Origin of the sequence: Burkholderia sp. MSMB1589WGS (assembly GCF_001636105.1) — a bacterium.
In the GTDB taxonomy this organism is placed as follows: domain Bacteria; phylum Pseudomonadota; class Gammaproteobacteria; order Burkholderiales; family Burkholderiaceae; genus Burkholderia; species Burkholderia humptydooensis.
Genome location: NZ_LNJT01000006.1, coordinates 1,026,499 through 1,046,768 on the forward strand (window position 1 = coordinate 1,026,499; position 20,270 = coordinate 1,046,768).

The window sequence follows — 20,270 nt, forward strand, 5'->3', positions numbered from 1 at the left end:
CCGCGCGTCACTCCGCGCTCAAGCGACATTCACGCGCCGCTCACACGACATTCACGACTTCGCGACGACGACCGGAATCCCGCGCAACGCGCCCGCGCCCTTCATCTCGTCGAGCGCGCGCTGCACGGCGGCGCTCGTCGCCGCGTCGATCGACAGGCGCGCGGCCAGTTCGCGTTCGCTGCGCTTCACGCCCGCGACGCTCGCGAGCTTCACGTGCCCGTAGCCGCGCGCCTTCGCGTGCAACTCGGCGAGCCGTGCGACGAGGTCGGCCGTCTGCGGCGTCAGCGCCGCGAATGCGCGGCGCATCGTCGTTTCGTAGTCGTCGGCGAGCGCGCGCTCCATCCTGCGCTCGACGGTGCCGCCGAACGGATCGAGCCGCGTGCCGCGCAGGCCGCGCACGCGCGCGAGCATGCCGAGCACCGGCCACAGCCACTGCCCGAACACCTGCTTGCGCGGCGCGGCGCCGTCCCTGCCCGCCTTCGCGGTCGCGGGCGGCGCGAGATTGAACTTCACGCGGAAGTCCTTGCCCGCCGCGCCTTCGAACTGCGCCTCGAGCGCCGTGCGGAACGCGCCGTCCGTATAGAGCCGCGCGACCTCGTACTCGTCCTTCACCGCGAGCAGCCGGTAGAACGTCGCCGCGACCGCGCGCGCGATACGCTCGTCGCCCGTCGCGCGCGCCGCGCCGACGAGCGCGCGATAGCGCTCGACGTAGCGCGCGCCGCCGTAATCGGCGAGCCGCGCCTCGCGATCGGCGACGATCGCATCGAGCGTCTGCGGCAGCGGCGGCGCATGCACCGGATGTCGCGCATCCCACAACGCGTCGAGCCCCGCCGCATCGGCGGCCGCCATCCGGCCGATCGAGAACGCGAGCTTGTTCATCGGCACGGCCACGTCGTTCAGCTCGATCGCGCGCATCATCGCGTCGAGCGACACCGGCACGAGCCCCTGCTGCCACGCGAAGCCGAGCATCAGGATGTTCGCGCCGATCGTGTCGCCCAGGAACTTCGTCGCGAGCGCCTGCGCATCGCAGCGCGACAGGAAGACGTCGCCCGCCGCGTGCCGCATTTTCTCGACGAGCGCGTCCGCGTGCAGGCTCGCGTCGGGATCGCGCACGAACGCCGCGTTCGGAATCGCATGCGTATTGACGACGATCCGCGTGCGCTCGCGGCGCACCGTCTGCAGCGCATCGGCGCTCGCGCCGACGACCATGTCGCACGCGAGCAGCACATCGGCCTGCTGCGTGTCGATCCGCACCTGGTTGAGCCACGCGTCCGACGACGCGATCCGCACGAATGACAGCACCGAGCCGCCCTTCTGCGCAAAGCCCATGAAATCGAGCACCGACGCGCTCTTGCCTTCCAGGTGCGCGGCCATGCTGACGAGCGCGCCGACCGTCACGACGCCCGTGCCGCCGACGCCCGTCACGAGCATGTCGTACGGCGCGTCGGCGAGATGCGTCGCGGGGCGCGGCAGCGCGTCGACACGCGCGGCGAGCGCGGCTTCGTCGAACGCGACGCCCGCCGCCTTCTTCAGCTTCGCGCCCTCGACCGTGACGAAGCTCGGGCAAAAGCCGTTCACGCACGAGAAATCCTTGTTGCACGACGATTGATCGATGCGCCGCTTGCGGCCAAGCCCGGTTTCGACGGGCTCGACCGACAGGCAGTTCGACTGCACGCCGCAATCGCCGCAGCCTTCGCACACCGCTTCGTTGATGAACAGGCGCTTGTCCGGATCGGGAAACTCGCCCTTCTTGCGGCGGCGGCGCTTCTCGGCCGCGCACGTCTGATCGTAGATCAGCACGGTGACGCCCGGCGTCTCGCGCAGCTCGCGCTGCACCGCGTCGAGCTCGCGCCGGTGATGGAACGTCGTGCCCTTCGGGAACAGCGCGTGATGGCCGTCGTACTTCTCGGGCTCGTCGGACACGACGACGAAGCGCGACACGCCTTCCGCCTCCACCTGCCGCGCGATCTGCGGCACCGAGATGCTGCCGTCCACGGGCTGGCCGCCCGTCATCGCGACCGCGTCGTTGTAGAGGATCTTGTAGGTGATGTTCGCGCGCGCGGCCACCGCCTGCCGGATCGCAAGGATCCCTGAATGAAAGTACGTGCCGTCGCCGAGATTCTGGAACACGTGGCGCGTGTTCGTGAACATCGCGTGCGCGGCCCAGTCCACGCCCTCGCCGCCCATCTGGATCAGGCCCGTCGTGTCGCGCTCCATCCACGACGCCATGAAATGGCAGCCGATTCCCGCCTGCGCGATCGAGCCCTCCGGCACCTTCGTCGACGTGTTGTGCGGGCAGCCCGAGCAGAAATACGGCGTGCGCCGCACGGCGTCCGCTTCGTTCGACAGGATGCTCGGCGCGACGAGATCGACGACGCGCGCGCGCCGATCGAGCGCGCGCTTGTGGCGCGCGAGCCATTCGGCGAACACGGGCAGGATGCGCGACGGCCGCAGCTCGCCGAGCTCGGACAATAGCGGCGCGCCGGCGGCATCGTACTTGCCGAGCACGACGGGCCGCGCGTGCGGCGCGCGGTTGTACAGATGATCCTTGATCTGCTGCTCGATCACGGGGCCTTTTTCCTCGATCACGAGCACTTCGGCGAGGCCCTCGACGAACGTATCGATCCGCGTCATCTCGAGCGGGAACGACAGGCCGACCTTGTAGATCCGCACGCCGGCTGCGTCGAGATCGGCCACCGTCAGATCGAGCCGGCGCAACGCCTCCATCAGGTCGAGATGCGCCTTGCCGCACGTGACGATGCCGACGTTCGCGCGCGCGCTCTTCGCGATCCACTTGTCGATGCTGTTCGCGCGCGCGAAGTGGCGCACCGCGTCGAGCTTCGCGGCGAGGCGCGCCTCGATCGTGAGGCTCGGCAGGTCGGGCCAGCGGTTGTGCAGGCCGCCCGCGGGCGGCGCGAAGCCTTCGGGCGCGGGCCAGCGCATCGTCAGCGCGTCGAGATCGACGGTCGAGCCGGATTCGACCGTCTCCGAGATCGCCTTGAAGCCGACCCACGCGCCCGAGTAGCGCGACAGCGCCCAGCCGTACAGGCCGAATTCGAGCATGTCGGCGATGTTCGACGGATTCACGACCGGCATGCGCCACGCGATCATCGCGAAGTCGCTCTGATGCGGCATCGACGACGACACGCAGCCGTGATCGTCGCCCGCCACCACGAGCACGCCGCCGTGCGGCGACGAGCCGTACGCGTTGCCGTGCTTGAGCGCGTCGCCCGCGCGATCGACGCCCGGGCCCTTGCCGTACCACATCGCGAACACGCCGTCGACGGTGCGCTGCGGATCGGCCTCGACGCGCTGCGTGCCGAGCACCGCCGTGCCGCCGAGCTCCTCGTTGATCGCCGGCAGGAAGCGCACGCCGCTCGCGTCGAGCTGCTGCTTCGCCTTCCAGAGCTGCTGGTCGACCATCCCGAGCGGCGAGCCGCGATAGCCGCTCACGAAGCCCGCGGTGTTGACGCCCTGCGCGGCGTCGAGCGCGCGCTGCATCAGCAGGAGGCGCACGAGCGCCTGCGTGCCCGTCAGGAAAATGCGGCCGTGCGTCGCGCGAAGATTGTCGGCCAGGCGATAGTCGGCCAACGCGGGCGGGCCGTCGATCGGCAAGCGAGCGTTCATGTGTCGTCTCCTCGATGTGCTGTTCGCCGTTGCCGCATCGCCGCGCGCCGGGAAAGCGCGCCCCTCTGTTTCGATGCGCAACGCAATGAGCCTTATTTTTTTACGCCAATAGAAGAATTTTTTTGCTCATCTTGATGTCGATCAGCGTTTCATCGAAAGACGGCTGAAGCTTTGCTTGCGATTCGAGAAAGATTTCGCTCCGCGCAGGCTCGGCGGGGTCAGACCGGGCGGGCGTCGCCTTCGCCGGGAGGCTTTGCGCAGGGCGTCGCCACGCCGGGCACGTCCGCCGCCGGCGGCTCGACCGGCTCGACGTCGTTGAAGCGCGTGTAATCGATGTGCGTCATGCCGTCGACGTCGCTCATCAGGTCGACGTAGCGGTGGTGCCAGCGGATGTCGCCGTGCTCCCACGCGTGGCGCGCCTGCATCACCTGCGCGGTGGTCTCGTCGGAGCCCTCGATCGTCACGAGCAGCATCGCGCTGCGCTCGGCGAGCGACTCCGGCGTCTCGCCGAACAGCGGGCTCGACTCGTCGATCACGTGCATCATGTTCCAGCCGAGCAGGAAAATCGGATGCTCGCTGCGCACGAGCTTCAGATCGTGGATCTTCATCAGCGAATACCCCTCGGACGAGCGCTCGCGCCGCATCAGCCGCATCTTCGCGCGCGCCTCGGCGATCACGTTCTGCCGCGCGTTCGCCGCGCGCACCATCAGCGTCATCCGGCCGTTGAGCGGGCGCACGATCGCGTGGCGCGCGAACATGATCTTCGCGCGCGGCCGCGCGAAGCGCGCGAACACGAGCCCCGTCGACAACGCGATCCCCGACATCCCGACGAAGATCTCGAGCGTCGCGACCACGTGCGCGTAGACGGTTTGCGGATGCATGTCGCCGTAGCCGACGGTGGCGAGCGTCTCGACGCTGAAGAAGAACGCGCCGGCGAAACCGGGCGGCGACTGATTCGCGATCGGCGCGGCGCCGAGCTGGTAGAGCAGCGCGAACAGCGTGTTGTTGACGACGAACAGCGCGGCGAGCGACGCGAAGAACACGGGCCAGCTCACTTTCAGCGCCCAGTAGTAGAGATCGCGCCAGACGGACGCCGGCATGCCGTATGCGATCACCTCGCGCGTGCCGGACCAGATCCGGCGGCCGCCGCGCGGCGGCTTGCGCGCTTGCGCGCCGTCGCGTGCGCCGTCGCGCGCGAAAGGATCGGAGGAATGCGGGAAGGAGGGATCGACGTTCATCGCAGTCTCGCCGGAATCGGTGCGGCGAGCGTAGCACGCGGCGCTTGCGATGCGTTCGTCGCGCGGCCGGATTTCGCGCGATCCGCGAGCGGCGGCACACCCGGCCTTCGGCGGGCCGGGCGCGCCGCGCCGCCCGTCAGCGCGTCACTGACGCTGCTGCTCGATGAACTGCTGGACCTGCTTGAGCGTGACCTTGCCGGTGTGCGCGGCGTCGATCTCGTCGAAATGCTGCGCGACGTAGCCGAGGCCGCTCGCCTGCGCCTGCGCCTTCGTGACCGCCGCGCCGTTGCGAAGCGCGCCGCTCGCGCCGAGGCTCGCGGCGAGCCGGCTCTGCGCCTGCTGCTGCAACTGCGCGCCCGTCGTCGCCGAAGCCGACGCCGGCACGGCCGACGCTGCCTTCGGAAAGAACGGGCCGTCGACGCCGCCGTGCAACGGCGCGACGGACGAAACGGCCTGCAAGGTTTCGGCGGACGCGCCGATCGAACACGCGGCGGCGAACGCGAATGCGACCGCCGGAAGGATGCGCCGCAACGGGAGAATCTGGAACATGACTGGACTCGCAATATCAGGGGTTCAACGAAGCGGGCCGCAATCTCAGCGGGCCGCGGCGGCTCGCGCGATCTTCGCCGTCGGCGTGTTCGCCGGGCTCTCGTCGGGCCACGGCGACGGCAGCGCCGCGAGCGTCAATGCATTCGCCGCCGGCCGGTTCTGGTAGAACGCGACGAGATCCGCCTGCATCTGCGGCCTCGCAACGTCGTCGAGATAAATCATGTGGCCGCCCTGATAGAACGTCACCTGCAGATTCGGCGCAAGACCGGACACCGTCTGCAGCCGCGCGAGCTCCTTCTCCGTCTCGAAATACGGCGTCGCGAGATCATGATAGCCGTTCGACGCGAGCACCTTCAGCTTCGGATTCAGTTGCAGCGCGGCGAGCAGGTCCGGGATCGTGTCCGGATACGGCTGCCCCGCGTGGCTGAAGTTCCACACGCCGATGATGTCGGGATTCAGCGTCTGATATGTCGCGTTCGGCGCGGTGTAGCCGAGGTAGTTCGGCATCTGCGAGGCGAGCGCGGTCGTGAACGGCTTCGAGATCAGGATGTCGGACGGATCGTCGTCGCTCGCGAGGCGCGGATCGCTGTTCGGCAGCGACACGCGGCCGTCGTAGCGGCCAATCGTGTAGCCGGGCACGAGCGTCGTCTGGCCGGGCGACGGTTCCGTGTCATAGAAATACTGGAAGTACGCGCTGATCGACGCGGTCGTCATGCTCGTTTGCGTCGACCATGCGGAGAGCGTGCCGGCATCGGGCGAAATCGGCGACGACGCCGTTGCGTAATGCACGATCGGCGCGTATTGCGCGGTCACGAAATCCTCGATGCGCTGCGCGTATGCGCCGAGATTCGTCGGCGACGGCGACACCTGGTTGAAGTACGCGGCCACCTGCGCATACGACGGGAAGGTGCCGGCCGCCTGATCGCCCGTGGCCGCCATGTAGTTCAGGATCGACGACTGCAGCACGATGCCCGCGAGCGGCACGCCGGCCGATTCGAGCGCGAGCGCGAGCATGTCCGTGCGCGGCGTGCCGTACGATTCGCCGTACAGATAGATCGGCGAGCCGCCGCGGCCGTTGACCGACAGATAGCGGCGAATGAAGTCGCGCATCACCTTCACGTCGGCGTCCGCGCCCCAGAACGTCTGGTTCGTGTTCGGCTGGATCGCCTCCGAGAGGCCCGTGCCCGGCGGATCGATGAACACCATGTCGGTGGTTGCGATCAGGCTTTCCGGGTTGTCGACGAGCGGATAGTTCGGCCAGTTCGTCATCAGCGGATCGGGCGTCGCGACGCGCGTCGGCGCGAACGAGCCGAGACGCAGCCACACCGACGACGAGCCCGGGCCGCCGTTGTAGAAGAACGTGACGGGCCGCGGCGAGCCGTCGCGGCTCGGCACCGTGTACGCGACGTACGACATCGTCGCCTGCGCGTTGCCGTTCGGATCGTAGGCCGTCAGATGCCCGGTCGTCGTCAGGTAGTCGAGCGGCGCGCCGTTCGCCGACCACTGGTGGCTCATCACCGCCGCGCGCTCCGATACCTGCGACGCCGGCAACCCGTCGCCCGCCTTCGGCGAGTACGCGGTCGTGTCCGTGTACGGTTGATTGAGCTGCGCGGGCGTCGTGGTGCTCTGCAGATCGTTGCCACACCCGCCGAGCGCGAGCAGCATCGCCGCGGCGGCGGCCACTGCCGCCGACATCCGGCCACGCGATCGCGCCGGGCCGGCATACCCTCCATGCATCGTTTTTTTCATTTTTGCTTTCTATTTATTTCAAAGACGTAAGATATTGCGGCGCAATATCTTCCTCGATAAAGTCTCAATTGATTTATTCAATTTCGGCGCATCGTAATAATGAAAAAATGGCGCGTCAACCGTGGAAGCCCACCATTCTTCAATCGATCGTCAATCGATGAATGCGGCCGCGTTTGCCTCTCTGCCGAAAGCAATCACGCGCGGTTTGCGAGGCCCGGCGCGTACACAAGCCGCCTCAAAGGCGTCTCGGCTTGCGAACGTTCGTTGCGGACACAACGAATCAGGCGGCTTGCGACAGGCACGCGGCCGGGCGGTGACTGAATCCGCGCCGGGAATACCGAAATGCGCGAAATAATCCGGCATTCGAACCGGAGAAAGGAAACAAAACGGGCGCATTCCGATTCCATCGAATACGCCCGTGAATTTCCGAAGGGATGATGCAATCGTCATCCGGACGGCGAATGACGAAGCGGCGACAGCCCGCGCGAATCGCCGGCCGGCCGATGCGCTTACTTGCGGTCGACGATGATCTTGTCGAACGTGCCGCCGTCGGCGAAATGCGTCTTCTGCGCGTTCGCCCAACTGCCGAAGATCTGCTCGACGCTGAACGTCCTGAGCGGCTTGAACTCGCTCGCGTGCTTCTTCAGCACGTTCGGGTCGCGCGGGCGCAGATGGTGCTGCGCGACGATCTCCTGCGCGGCGGGCGAGTACAGATAGTCGAGGTACGCCTGCGCCGCGCGGCGCGTGCCCTTCTTGTCGACGACCTTGTCGACGATCGCCACGGGCGGCTCCGCGAGAATGCTCGCCGATGGATAGACGGCGTCGAAGCTCGCGCCCGCCGCGCCCGTGTCGATCAGCGCGACTTCGTTTTCGAACGTGACGAGCACGTCGCCGATGCCGCGCTGCGTAAACGTCGTCGTTGCTCCTCGGCCGCCGGAATCGAGCACCGGCACGTTGCGGAAGATCGCCTTCTCGAAGTCGAGCGCCTGCTGATCGGTCGCGCCCTTCAGCTTCTGATAACCCCACGCGGCGAGATACGCGTAGCGGCCGTTGCCCGACGTCTTCGGATTCGCGATGATCACCTGCACGCCGGGCTTCGCGAGATCGCTCCAGTCCCTGATCTGCTTCGGATTGCCGTGGCGCACGAGGAACACCATCGTCGTCGAGTACGGCGAGCTGTTGTCCGGCAGGCGCGCGCGCCAGTCCTTCGGCAGCAACTGGCCGCGCTCGGCGAGCAGATCGATGTCGTTGGGCTGATTCATCGTCACGACGTCGGCCTGCAGCCCCTGCAGCACCGACAGCGCCTGCGCGCTCGACGCGCCGTGCGACTGCCGCACCGACACCGTCTCGCCCGTCTTCTGCTTGTACGCGGCGACGAAGCTCGCGTTGATGTCCTTGTACAGCTCGCGCGTGACGTCGTAGGACACGTTCAGCAGCGACGTATCCGCATGCGCGGCCGCCGCGAGCAGCGCCGCGGCGACGCCGGCGGCGAGCCGGCGGCCGATTCCATTGTTGTGCTTCATCGTTGATGCTCCGCAGGTGGTTCGACGTGATTCGTCAGGTTTTCGCAAGCGACGATTTTAGCGGCGATCGGCGCGGCGCGAGTCGATCCGGCGCGAAGAGATGCGAAGGACGATGGGGACATTGTTCACGCCGCCGATATATTCTCGGGGCATTGCGATGGCGTCGCCCGAAGGCGCATGTAGAGCGTCTTGCCGCCCGCGTCAATGCCCCCCACGCCGACGCGTATCGCTCACCGCCCCGAGCAGACCGTACTCGCGAATCTTCTCGTACAGCGTGCTTTTCGCGATGCCGAGCTGGTTTGCCGTCTTTGTCAGATTCTTGTGCGATTGCAGCAGGCAGATCACGATCGCCTTCGCGCCCGCCGCGACGAGTTCGCGCGTTGCGTGCCGCACCTCGTCCTCGCGCAGCGGAATCACGATGTCGCCCTGCACGTCGGTGCGCTCGGTGACGCCGCGCGTGCGCGACAGCGGCACGAGCGGCTCGTCGTAGCGATGCGCGTTCAGGTGGATCCGCTCTTCGAGCGCGTAGCCGAGATAGCTCTGGATCGCGCGGCCCATCGAATGGATGTGCTCGAAACCCTTGTTCACGAGCAGGCCGACGTCGAGCCCCTTGCGCTGCACGACGCGGTTGAGCATCGCCGTGCCCGAGTATACGCAGGTGAGCAGCTCCGGATACACGTCGTCGACGTCCCGCCGCCAGTGGACGAGCGCATCCTGCGACGAGTTGAGGATCGCGAGCGATTCGTCTTCGGGATTGCTTTGCGCCTTGCCGACGACGAACCGGCCGTCCGCGCGCACGAAGAAGGTGTCGGTCATCGTGCCGCCTGCGTCGATGCCCGGCACCTGGACTTGCGAAAGCCCTTCCATGTTTTCGTCTCCAGTGATTGATGTAGTCGTGAGCCGCGATACGCCCGAATGAACGTGTTCGTCGAATCGGAAGCGACGGCTCGGAGACGACGTCGCAATAGCCGCGCCATTGGCGGCCGGCGCGCACGGCGTGATGCCAGTCGCGATGCCGGCGATCGAGCATCTCGACGCGGTGCGAGGCACGATGCGGCCGTTGCTACGCAGGGGGTGTCCAGCGCGACGCCGCGCGGCTCGCGCGTTCGGCATGCGTGTTCCGGCACGCGCCCCGGCCATTCATGCGGCCCGGCGCGCGAACCGCCGCGCAAAACATGCGCCGCCGTGTCGCAGCCGCTCGCCATCGCCAACGCATTGGTGCTAAGATCGCCGCTCAGCCCACTTTTCGTTCAGCCATGTCCGCCGCATTTCACTCGCGTTCGCTGTCGCCATCCGCCGCGCTTGCGGCGCACGCGCGCATGGCCGGGCTGAACCTCAAAAAACGACTCTCCGACTGACGGGGACGTCGCATCCCGTCAGGCGATCGCCGGACGGGATGCCCGCGTGTTCACGCACCATTCGCATACCTCGATCCGGCGCCGGCCGGCGGGACGGCTCCCCTCCACCCGTTTCATCTAGAGGATGCACATGCAATCACGTTTCGAAGGTATCTGGCTTCCGATCATCACGCCGTTCCACGCCGGCGAAATCGACCATTCGGCGCTCGCGCGCCTTGCGCGGCACTATGCGGACGAAGGAATCGCGGGCTTCGTCGCCGGCGCGACGACGGGCGAAGGCGCGCTCCTGAACGCGGGCGAGCAGGAAGCGATTTTCGCGACGCTGCGCGACGCCGCCCCGGCGCTGCCGGTCGTGCTCGGCGTGACCGCGGTCGCGACGCACGCGGCGGCCGAACGCGCGCGCTCGCTCGCGGCGCTGCGCCCGGACGGGCTGCTCGTCACGCCGCCCGTCTACGTTCGACCGACGCAGGCGGGCGTGCAGCGGCACATCGAAGCGATCGTCGAAGCGGCCGATCTGCCCGTGCTCGTCTACAACATCCCGTACCGCACCGGCGTGAACGTCGAGCTCGATACGCTGAAGGCGCTGTCGCGCGATGCGCGCGTCGTCGGCGTGAAGGAATGCGGCGGGACGATGGAGCGAATGCTGCGCCTCGTGCACGAAACGCCGCTGCGCATCCTCTCCGGCGATGACAACCAGAATTTCGCGGCGCTGTGCGCGGGCGCGCACGGCGTGATCGCGAGCGCCGCGCACGTGCTGCCCGCGTGGCACGTGCGCGCGCACGCATTGCTGCGGGAAGGCCGGCTCGACGACGCGCGGCGGATCGCGGCCGCGTTGCAGCCGCTCGTCGCCGATCTGTTCGCGGAGCCGAATCCCGCGCCCGTGAAGGCGCTGCTCGCCGCGCAGGGCTGGTGCGACAACGCGCTGCGGCTGCCGTTCCTGCCGGCGAGCGACGCGCTCGCATCGCGGCTGGTCGCGCATTGGGAAGCGCTGCGGCAAAGCGAAATGGCTGGCGTTTGAGCGAACGGGGGCGCGCCGCCGACATCACCCGGCCGAGTCTGAACCGCCGCAACGCGCGTCACGAAGAAACGCCGCAACGCGCTCCGCCACCCACTGCTCGCGCTCGCGATGCGGCACGTGCCGCACGCCGGGCGCGATTTCGATCTGCGAAGGCCCGCCGACCGAGCGCGCGATCGTCTCCGGATGCAGCGTCGAGCCGTATTCGTCGTCGCTGCCGTGAATCGCGAGCGTCGGGCACATCACCTGCGGCAACACATCGCCGAGCGACCAGTCGGCAAATTCCGGCGACAGCCACGTGCCGATCCACGCATCGAGCACCCAGCGCGCCTTGTCGCCGTGATGCGCGCGCAGCCGCTCGAACGCGTCGCGCCGCTCGAACTGCTCGCGCGCGTCGACGATGCCGGCGCGCGTGCGGTCTTCGACGAACGCCTGCGCGGATTCGGTGATCAGCGCTTCGCACGCCGACGGGAACGCGGCCGCGCAATGCACGGCCATCCCGCCGCCGACGCTATGACCGAACGCGACGAAACGATCAAAGCCGAGCGCATCGCGCAGCATCGGGAAAAAACGTCGCGCCTCGTCGCGCACGAAGCCGGCGTCGAGCGTATCCGTGCGCGCATCCGACTGACCGAAGCCGAGGCGATCGTAAGCGATCACGCGCCGCCCCGCGCATGCGGCCAGCGTCTGCGGAAACGTTCGCCACAGACGAATGCAGCCGAGCGAATCGTGCAGCAGCACGATGGGCGGCGTATCGTCCGGCGCGCCCGCGCGATGCGGCGCGGGCCAGCATCGCGCGAACAGGCGTCCGCGCCCGGTATCGATCCGGCGATCTTCGGCGGCGTGCGATAGGTCGTCCATGTTCGTCATTGACCGAGCAGATGGCGCAACACGCCGGTCGACACGATGCCGATGATCACAGTCGGCAGGATCGACAGGCGGGTCGCGGCGAGCAGCGTGATCGCGAGCGCGAGCAGATTGGCCGGCTTGTCCGACACGAACGCCGGCGCGATCACCGATACCAGCACGCATCCCGGCACGTTCGCCATCACCGACGTCATGCGCGGGCTCAGCGTGCGATTGCGCAGCACGACGTAGCCGAGAATCCGGCTCAGGTAGGTGGACGAGGCCATCAGCACGATCGTCAGCAGCGTCGGGATGTCGATCATGCCGGCTCTCCGCAGGCGACGGCCGCGACGAGGCCGGCGAGCGCGCCCGCCGCGACGTACCACGCGCCCGGCACGAGCAGGTAGGTCGCCGCCGCGACGACGAGGCTGACGAGCCACGGGCGGCTCGCGCGCGCGCCTTTCCACATGCCCCGCAGCAGCACGAGGAAGACCGCGGTGAACGCCATGTCGAAGCCGTATTGCTCGACGTCGCCGATCGTCGGCCCCAGCGCCGCGCCGAGCGCGGTGCACGAGATCCAGGTGAGATACAGCCCGGCCGACACGCCGAGATAGTACGGCAGGCTGACGCGCCCGCGTCCCTCGCGCCGCGCGTCGGCGAGCGCCATCGCCCAGCTTTCGTCACACATGAAGAAGAGCGCCGGGAAGGTCTGCTTGCGCGACAGATGCCGCAGATACGGCGCGAACGCCGCGCCCATCAGGATGTGCCGGCAGTTGACGAGAAACGACATCGCGACGATGAGCAGGATGTGCGGCGGCGACGTCCATAGCCGGATCGCGGTGAATTCGGAGCCGCCGCCGAAATTCAGGCCGGTCAGAAGCGGCACTTCGACGACGCTGAAGCCCTTTTGCGCCGCCTGCGCACCGAGCACGAGCGCAAACGGAACGAAGCCGAGCATCACGGGCAGCGATGCGCGCAGGCCGCGCCAGGCTTCGGATCTTGCAGGGGATTCCTCGGAAACGAGGGTGGATGTTGGCAGACTGTTCATTAAACCTCCTTCGGGGCAATATTGTCTGCCAAAATCGATGGAATCGGGTTGCGTTGTTGCTATATGCTGATGCCAAATTGGGATTGACCGCTGATTTTCGGTATTTTTCTGGAATGGAATTTCAATGAAGCTCGACACCATCGATCGGCGCATCCTGCAGGCGCTGCAACGCGACGGCCGGCTGCAGAACGTCGAACTCGCGAAAGAGATCGGCCTGTCGCCTTCGCCGTGCCTGAGGCGCGTGCGGCTGCTCGAGGAAGCCGGCGTGATCGAACGGTACGTCGCGGTGCTCAATCCCGCGATGGTCGGCCGCGGATTGACCGTGTTCACGCGCGTCTGGCTCAAGGAGCAGGACGCGGACACCGTCGATCACTTCGCCGAGGCGGTCCAGCAGTTGCCGCAGGTCGTCGAGTGCCACCTGATGGCGGGCGACTGCGATTTCCTGCTGCGCGTCGTCGCGGCCGACATCGACGACTACCGGCAATTCCAGATGCAGCACCTGACGCGAATCAGGGGCGTGCAGAGCGTGAAGACCGAGATTCCGCTGCAGAAGGTGAAGCTGACGTCGGAAGTGCCGGTGTGAAGGCTCGGCGGCACATACGCGCCCTTGCGTCGCTACAGCCCCTCCGTCGCGAGCGCCCGCTTCGCCGCATCGCGCGCAGAGACGCGCGCCGCATGCTCGCCCCACGCATCGCGTCGACCCATGTCGAGCCCGATCGCGCACCCCCACCGATACAGCACGAGCAGGAACGGATCGACGATCGAATACCCGCCCGGCTCCGCCCATTGCCGCCCGTCGCGCAGCGACGCGTCGATCGCGCCGTTCGCTTCGTCGATCACGCGCCTTGCGTGCGCGGAGATCGCCGGATGAATCGATTCGTCGCCGGCGAACCGCCCCGGCCGCCACAGCGCGCCGTAACCGACGCCGTGCACCCAGCCGACGAGCCACGCGAGCCATTCATGGCAACGCGCCTCGCGCAGCGGATCGTCGATCGGCAGCAGCGCGGCGTCCGGATGCCGGCGCGCGAGATAGGTGAGGATCGCGGGCGTCTCGGTCAGCACGCGCGCTTCGCCGGAAATCGCGAGCGCGGGCACGCGCGCCTTCGGATTGATCGCGAGATAGCGCTCGCCGAGATGCTCGCGATGCGACAGGCGCACTGGCTCGGCATCGAACGGCGCACCGGTTTCCTCGAGCGCGATGTGCGCGGCGAGCGAGCACGCGCCCGGCGAATAGTAGAGTCGATAACTGCTCATGATTGCGAGGCCTCCTTTGCCGACATGAATGGCGATGGCGGCGAGTGTAGGAACCGGATGCGCTCGCGACAAACGATAAATTGTCGTGCTCGGGCATTAGTGTTACTAATACGCGAATGACACGATCCCGCATTCCACCGTTGCAGACGCTGCGCGCATTCGAGGCTGCGGTGCGGCTGCAAAGCTTCACGCGCGCGGCCGACGAGCTCGCGCTCACGCAAGGCGCGGTCAGCCAGCACGTGCGCGCGCTCGAAGCGCAACTCGGCCGCCCGCTCTTCACGCGCGAGCGCAACGGCGCAGTGCCGACGCAAGCCGCGCATGCGCTCGCGCTGCAAGTGCGGCAGGGCTTGAGCGTGCTCGCGCGCGCGTTCGACGCGACGAAGGCGGTGCGCGCCGCCCGCGCATCGAACACGACGCTGCACGTGAGCGTGCTGCCGAGCGTCGCGACGCGCTGGCTCGAGCCGCGCCTGCCGCGCTTTCGCGCCGCGCATCCTGCGATCGACGTCGTGCTCCATCCGGACATCGCACTCGCGCCGCTCGACAAAGGCAGCCGCATCGACGTCGCGTTGCGCTACGGCCCCGGCGCGTGGCCCGGCGTGGTCGCGGAAAAGCTGATGAACGAGACGCTGTTTCCGGTCGCGAGCCCCGCGTATCGCAACCGCGATGGCGTCGCGCCGCGCGAGGCCGCCGACCTCGCGCGCTCGACGCTCCTGCGACACCCCGCGCAGCCGTGGGAGCCCTGGTTCCAGGCGGCGCGCGTCGATCTCGTCGAACCGCGCCGCGCGCCGCGGTTCGACGATGTCGAATCGCTGATCGAAGCCGTGCTGAAAGGGCGCGGCGTCGCGCTCGCGCGCCGCTCGCTGATCGCGCCGGAGCTTGCGTCGGGCGCGCTCGTGCGGGTGTCGAAGGTGAGCCTCGCCGACGTCCACGCGCACTATGTGGTCTGGCGGCCCGGGCATCCGAAAGCGCGCGCGATCGCCGCATGGCTCGGCTGGCTGCGCGACGAGGCGCGCCGCAAGCCGCCTCGCCGCACGTCCGTGACCGGCATGTCCGTGACCGGCACGTCCGTGACCGGCGGCCGCCAGCAAATCGAAAGCGATTCGTCATAATATGGCCGTCGCAAACGGTTCACGTAACCGACGCATCGTTTCCTCATACTAGCGGATGTTCAGCACCCGCGATCCCTCAGGAGACACCCCCGATGCGCCAGCGTCTCGCCGCCGTCGTTGCAGCACTCTGCGTCGCGCCGCTCGCCGCCGCGTGCAGCGACGATACGTCCCAAGCCCGCGCGAACGCGAACGCCGACACGTCGCCCGCGTCGCTGCAAGGCGGCGCCGCGAACGCGTTCAACGGCGGCGCGACGGCGGCCGGCAATGCGCCCGCGGGCGCGAGCGCGCCGCTAGCGACGCCCGTGATCCACTACCCGCCCGAAGACAGCGCCGACGACGCATCCGGCGCGACGGCGGCATCCGCGCAACCCGCATCGAATCCTGGCTGATCGCTTTTTGCCGCGCCCTCTTCCCCGCAGAGCCAAAGGTGAAAACATGACGTCAGAAAGCCGCCGCCGTTTCCTGCATGCCGTTGCGCAATCCGCGAGCGCCGCCGCCGCGCTCACCGTGTTTCCCGAATCGATCCGCCGCGCGCTCGCGATTCCCGCCGCGTCGCGCACGGGCACGATCCGCGATGTCGAGCACATCGTCGTGTTCATGCAGGAGAACCGCTCGTTCGACCATTACTTCGGACACCTGCGCGGCGTGCGCGGCTACAACGATCGCCTCCCGATTCCGCTGCCGAACGGCAAGCCCGTCTGGTATCAGCCGTCGAAGGCGGACCCGGGCAAGCCGGTGCTGCCGTTTCGCCTGAACACGCTGACGACGAGCGCGCAATGCATCGGCGACCTCGATCACTCGTGGTACAAGACGCACGCGGCGATCGACGGCGGCCGCTACGACCGGTGGCCCGCGAACAAGACCGACATGACGATGGGCTATCACGTGCGCGAGGACATCCCGTTCCACTACGCGCTCGCCGACGCCTTCACCGTCTGCGACAACTACTTCTGCTCGCTGCCCGGCCCGACGCATCCGAACCGCTCGTACCTGATGACGGGCACCGTCGACCCGACCGGCAAGTACGGCGGCCCGCTTCTCGACAACAGCGATTATGTCGACGGCGACGTGCCGCCGAAATACGATTTGCTCACGTGGACGACGTACCCCGAGCGCCTCGAGGCGAGCGGCATCTCGTGGCAGATCTATCAGCAGGGCACGACGGGCGCCGATCCGCTGAACGGCAACTACGGGACGAACATCCTGCAGAACTTCGCGAACTTCATCAACGCGAAGCCGGGCTCGTCGCTGTATCAGCGCGCGCAGACGGCGCGCACGCTCGACGATCTGAAAGCCGACGTGCTCGCGAACAAGCTGCCGCAGGTGTCGTGGCTGCTGCCGCCCGCCGCGTTCTCCGAGCATCCGAAATACACGCCCGCATACGGCGCGAACTACACGTCACAGATCCTCGACGCGCTGACGTCAAACCCCGACGTGTGGCGCAAGACCGTGCTCTTCATCATGTACGACGAGAACGACGGCTTCTTCGATCACGTCGTGCCGCCGCAGCCGGCGACGACGCGCGCGCAGGGCCTGTCGACCGTCACCGTCGACGGCGAGATCCACGACGTCGTGAACCCTGGGCGCGGCGGCAGCTACACGGCCGACGGCCTGCCGTACGGCCTCGGCCCGCGCGTGCCGATGACGGTCGTGTCGCCATGGACGAAGGGCGGCTTCGTGTGCTCGCAGGTGTTCGACCATACGTCGGTGATCCGCTTCATCGCCGCGCGCTTCGGCATCGACGAGCCGAACATCACGCCGTGGCGCCGCGCGGTGTGCGGCGATCTGACGTCGGCATTCGATTTCCGCACGCCCGACGCGACGCTGCCGCCGCTGCCCGATACGAGCAACTATCGGTCGATCGCCGATCAACTCTGCTCGACGAAGCCCGCGCCGACCGTGCCCGCCGCGCCGAGCCCCGTCGATCCGCAGGAGCCCGGCGTGCGCCCGGCGCGCGCGCTGCCTTACGAGCTGCACGTGAACGCATCGGTGCACGGCGGCGCGCGCCTGCGGATCGAGTTCGCGAATCGCGGCGAGCAAGGCGCGCACTTCTATGTATATGCAATGAATCGCAGCGACGGCCCGTGGCGCTACACGGTCGGCGCGCACCGCTCGCTGCACGACGAGTTCGATCTCGCCGCGACGAACGGCGCGTATGCGTTCGCCGTGCATGGTCCAAACGGCTTCGTGCGCCGCTTCGAAGGCGTCGCCGCCGCCGAGGGCCACGGCAGGCATGCGGCTGCGCATCCGGAAGTGAAGGCGGGCTACGACGTCGCGAACGGCAACCTGTATCTGAAGCTCACGAATCACGGCGGGCAGAGCGTGCAACTGACGCTCGCCGACAACGCGTATGGCGCGTCGCCGCGCCAGATCACGCTGCACGGCGGCGACGAGCGGGTCGAGCAATGGGCGCTCGCATCGAGCCATCACTGGTATGACGTGACGGTATCGGACGGCGCGAACGGCAAGTTCGCGCGCCGCTTCGCGGGGCACGTCGAGAACGGCAAGTCGAGCTATTCCGATCCGGCCGCGGTCGCCCCCGTCACGAACTGACGATTCGGAAGCCGGGCGACGGCATGCGTGGGCGGATGCCGTCGTCCTGTTGATTCGTTCAGTCGATTCGGTCGGGCGCACCCGGTCCGTTTCGATGCGGTCGAAAACACGTTCGGCGAGACATTCGGCGCTGCACATCCGGACAAATAGCGGGAAAACAGCATCAAGCGGCATCAAGCATGCCTCAAGAATGCCTCAGGCCGCCGTCACGAGCCGCTCCGGCACGAGTGAGCCGAACGCCGGCGCATCGTCGTCGCGAAACCTGAGCGGTGCCGCGCAGTGCACGAGCGTGTCGACGAAGTATTTCGCGCGCGGCCACGGACCGTAGCCCGCCGCGGCGTTGATGTGCCCCGCGTCGCCGAGATTGACGAACGCGCTGCCGAGCCGGTGCGCGAACTCGCGCGCGTCCGCGAGCGTCATCCACGGGTCGCTTTCGCTGCCGACCACGATCGACGGCACGGTGAGGCGCCGCGCGTCGAAATCGCCCGCGAACGCGAACTTGCGCGGATTCGCCGGCGCGACGAACAGCACGCCGACGACGTCCGCTCCTCGCGCATCCGCGGCCGATGCGTGCCGCGCCAGCGCATGCGCGGTCGCGAGGCAGCCGAAGCTGTGCGCGGCGAGCACGAACGGCCCGCGCTCGCGCGCGAGCAGATCGCCCACCTTCCGCGCCCAGCGCTCGACATGCGGCGCGTCCCAGTCGTCCTGCTCGACGCGCAGCGCGCGCGCGAACTGTCTCTCGAGCCAGGTCTGCCAGTGCGCGCCTTCGCTGCCGTGCAGGCCTGGCACCGTGACGAGCCGCGGCGGCCACGTCGATTTGCTGCATGAGCGCATGTGTCCCTCGCGAAGCTAGGAGCCTGCGCCGATTGTCGCGTGCGCGCCGCGCGCGGCGAACCAATTTTTTGTGCTTTGCATTTCCCCGCTTTGCGACGCAACGCACGGCAAAACCGTAGAATGAGGGCTTCCCTTCAGGAGACGATGCATGTCCGCCACGCCGCGCGGCGCGTTGCGCCCGTTTCATCTCGCATTTCCGGTCACGAGCCTCGAGCACGCGCGCCGCTTCTACGGCGGCCTGCTCGGCTGCCCGGAAGGCCGCAGCTCCGATCGCTGGGTCGATTTCGATTTCTTCGGACATCAGCTCGTCGCGCATCTCGCGCCTGACGAGACGGGCCGCTCGGCCGTCAGCCCGGTCGACGGCGACGACGTGCCGGTGCGCCATTTCGGCGTCGTGCTGTCGATGGACGAATGGCACGCGCTCGCCGACAGGCTGAAGACAGCCGGCACGCGTTTCGTGATCGAGCCGCACATCCGCTTCAAGGGCGAAGCCGGCGAGCAGGCGACGATGTTCTTCGTCGATCCGTGCGGCAACGCGCTGGAATTCAAGGCGTTCGCCGACATCGGCCAACTGTTCGCGAAGTAGACGCATGCGCATTCTGCTCTACACGCCGCATCGGGACGCGCAGGACTGGAAGCGCGACATCGAGCGCGCGCTGCCCGGCGCGCAGTTGCGCGCCTGGGCGCCGGGCGACGACGCGAGCGCCGATTACGCGCTCGTCTGGCGCGCGCCGCGCGAGTTCTTCGCGCCGCGCGCCGGTCTGAAGGCGGTGTTCAACCTCGGCGCGGGCGTCGACGCGATACTCTCGCTCGAGCGCGCGCATCCGGGCCTGCTGCCGCGCGGCGTGCCGCTCGTGCGCCTCGAGGACGCCGGGATGGCGCGGCAGATGGTCGAATACGCGACGCACGCGGCGCTGCGCTATCTGCGCCGCTTCGACGAATACGCGCTGCTGCAGCGCGAGCGCCGCTGGCAGGTGCTCGAGCCGCATTCGCGCGAGACCTTCGTCGTCGGCGTGCTCGGGCTCGGCGCGCTCGGCGCCGAAGTCGCGCGCTCGCTCGCCGCGCTCGGGCTGCCGGTGCGCGGCTACAGCCGCGCGCCAAAGACGCTCGACGGCATCGCGACGTTCGCGGGCGCCGCGCAGCTCGACGCATTCCTGTGCGGCGTGAAGCTGCTCGTGAACCTGCTGCCGAGCACGGCGAGCACCGACGGCATCCTGAACGCGCGCACGTTCTCGAAGCTCGCGCACGGCGCGTATCTCGTGAACCTTGCACGCGGCGCGCATCTCGTCGAAGCGGATCTGCTCGACGCGCTCGCGAGCGGCCGCCTTGCCGCCGCGACGCTCGACGTGTTCGCAACCGAGCCGCTGCCGGCCGAGCACCCGTTCTGGCGCGAGCCGCGAATCGCGATCACGCCGCACTGCTCGGCCGATACGCTGCGCGCGGAGGCGGTCGAGCAGATCGCCGCGAAGATCGGCGCGCTCGAACGCGGTGAGCCGATCGGCGGCGTCGTCGACCGCGATCGCGGCTACTGATCGCGGCCTGCCAACGCGCGCCGGACAACCGCATG

The 20,270-nt window shown here is 68.1% G+C and carries 18 protein-coding genes; 7 read left to right on the plus strand and 11 right to left on the minus strand.

All coding sequences use genetic code 11. The features are described from left to right. Positions 1-51: 51 nt before the first annotated feature. From WT16_RS06960 to WT16_RS06985, 6 genes are all read right to left on the minus strand, one after another. On the minus strand, positions 52-3,627 hold the full coding sequence (locus WT16_RS06960; protein WP_063532957.1) for an indolepyruvate ferredoxin oxidoreductase family protein: 3,576 nt from the start codon (positions 3,625-3,627) through the stop codon (positions 52-54). Between the two features lie 218 nt (positions 3,628-3,845). After that, positions 3,846-4,865: an ion channel gene (locus tag WT16_RS06965; protein ID WP_063532958.1), complete on the minus strand. Its 1,020-nt coding sequence runs from the start codon at positions 4,863-4,865 to the stop codon at positions 3,846-3,848. A gap of 144 nt (positions 4,866-5,009) precedes the next feature. Continuing rightward, a complete protein-coding gene (locus WT16_RS06970; RefSeq protein ID WP_006024318.1) occupies positions 5,010-5,414 on the minus strand; it encodes a hypothetical protein in 405 nt (134 codons plus the stop codon). Between the two features lie 45 nt (positions 5,415-5,459). Then, on the minus strand, positions 5,460-7,163 hold the full coding sequence (locus tag WT16_RS06975; protein WP_063532959.1) for a peptidase S10: 1,704 nt from the start codon (positions 7,161-7,163) through the stop codon (positions 5,460-5,462). Between the two features lie 509 nt (positions 7,164-7,672). Beyond that, positions 7,673-8,686, minus strand: coding sequence for a sulfate ABC transporter substrate-binding protein (locus WT16_RS06980; protein ID WP_063532960.1), 1,014 nt, complete (start codon positions 8,684-8,686; stop codon positions 7,673-7,675). Between the two features lie 201 nt (positions 8,687-8,887). Beyond that, entirely contained in the window at positions 8,888-9,553 is a 666-nt protein-coding gene (locus WT16_RS06985; protein ID WP_063532961.1) for a hydantoinase/oxoprolinase N-terminal domain-containing protein, read from the minus strand. A gap of 621 nt (positions 9,554-10,174) precedes the next feature. On the opposite strand from WT16_RS06985, the gene dapA reads away from it, so the two are divergent. Continuing rightward, a complete protein-coding gene (gene dapA / locus WT16_RS06990; RefSeq protein WP_171845218.1) occupies positions 10,175-11,062 on the plus strand; it encodes a 4-hydroxy-tetrahydrodipicolinate synthase in 888 nt (295 codons plus the stop codon). Positions 11,063-11,086: 24 nt separating this feature from the next. Here dapA and WT16_RS06995 read toward each other — a convergent pair whose 3' ends face one another. Genes WT16_RS06995 through WT16_RS07005 form a run of 3 tightly spaced genes read right to left on the minus strand, consistent with a single transcriptional unit; the run spans position 11,087 to position 12,953 of the window. Continuing rightward, positions 11,087-11,929: an alpha/beta hydrolase gene (locus tag WT16_RS06995; protein WP_063532962.1), complete on the minus strand. Its 843-nt coding sequence runs from the start codon at positions 11,927-11,929 to the stop codon at positions 11,087-11,089. Beyond that, positions 11,926-12,228, minus strand: coding sequence for an AzlD family protein (locus WT16_RS07000; RefSeq protein ID WP_063532963.1), 303 nt, complete (start codon positions 12,226-12,228; stop codon positions 11,926-11,928). The genes WT16_RS06995 and WT16_RS07000 overlap by 4 nt, the downstream gene beginning before the upstream one ends. Then, positions 12,225-12,953 carry an AzlC family ABC transporter permease gene (locus tag WT16_RS07005; RefSeq protein WP_059930497.1) on the minus strand — a complete coding sequence of 243 codons (729 nt, stop codon included), beginning with the start codon at positions 12,951-12,953 and terminating at the stop codon, positions 12,225-12,227. The genes WT16_RS07000 and WT16_RS07005 overlap by 4 nt, the downstream gene beginning before the upstream one ends. 124 nt (positions 12,954-13,077) lie before the next feature. On the opposite strand from WT16_RS07005, the gene WT16_RS07010 reads away from it, so the two are divergent. After that, positions 13,078-13,536 carry an Lrp/AsnC family transcriptional regulator gene (locus WT16_RS07010; RefSeq protein WP_006024311.1) on the plus strand — a complete coding sequence of 153 codons (459 nt, stop codon included), beginning with the start codon at positions 13,078-13,080 and terminating at the stop codon, positions 13,534-13,536. Positions 13,537-13,568: 32 nt separating this feature from the next. Here the strand turns inward: WT16_RS07010 and WT16_RS07015 are convergent, their stop codons facing one another. Next, positions 13,569-14,207, minus strand: coding sequence for a glutathione S-transferase N-terminal domain-containing protein (locus tag WT16_RS07015; protein ID WP_063532964.1), 639 nt, complete (start codon positions 14,205-14,207; stop codon positions 13,569-13,571). A gap of 116 nt (positions 14,208-14,323) precedes the next feature. Here WT16_RS07015 and WT16_RS07020 point away from each other — a divergent pair, with 116 nt between their 5' ends. The 3 genes from WT16_RS07020 to WT16_RS07030 all read left to right on the plus strand — a co-directional run bounded on the left by WT16_RS07020 (position 14,324) and on the right by WT16_RS07030 (position 17,869). Beyond that, complete coding sequence (locus WT16_RS07020; protein ID WP_063532965.1) at positions 14,324-15,316, plus strand: LysR substrate-binding domain-containing protein; 993 nt, start codon at positions 14,324-14,326, stop codon at positions 15,314-15,316. Between the two features lie 92 nt (positions 15,317-15,408). Next, complete coding sequence (locus WT16_RS07025; protein ID WP_059930501.1) at positions 15,409-15,705, plus strand: hypothetical protein; 297 nt, start codon at positions 15,409-15,411, stop codon at positions 15,703-15,705. A gap of 46 nt (positions 15,706-15,751) precedes the next feature. Further along, a complete protein-coding gene (locus WT16_RS07030) occupies positions 15,752-17,869 on the plus strand; it encodes a phospholipase C, phosphocholine-specific (RefSeq protein ID WP_015601082.1) in 2,118 nt (705 codons plus the stop codon). 195 nt (positions 17,870-18,064) lie between these two features. Here the strand turns inward: WT16_RS07030 and WT16_RS07035 are convergent, their stop codons facing one another. Continuing rightward, positions 18,065-18,703, minus strand: a complete 639-nt coding sequence (locus WT16_RS07035) for an alpha/beta hydrolase (RefSeq protein WP_059930505.1) — start codon at positions 18,701-18,703, stop codon at positions 18,065-18,067. A 148-nt stretch (positions 18,704-18,851) separates the two neighbouring features. Here WT16_RS07035 and WT16_RS07040 point away from each other — a divergent pair, with 148 nt between their 5' ends. Both WT16_RS07040 and WT16_RS07045 read left to right on the plus strand, forming a co-directional pair. Continuing rightward, positions 18,852-19,289, plus strand: coding sequence for a VOC family protein (locus tag WT16_RS07040; protein WP_063532966.1), 438 nt, complete (start codon positions 18,852-18,854; stop codon positions 19,287-19,289). A gap of 4 nt (positions 19,290-19,293) precedes the next feature. Next, the gene (locus WT16_RS07045) at positions 19,294-20,235 is read left to right on the plus strand and encodes a glyoxylate/hydroxypyruvate reductase A (protein WP_063532967.1); all 942 of its coding nucleotides are present in this window, start codon (positions 19,294-19,296) and stop codon (positions 20,233-20,235) included. The last annotated feature ends 35 nt before the right edge of the window (positions 20,236-20,270 follow it).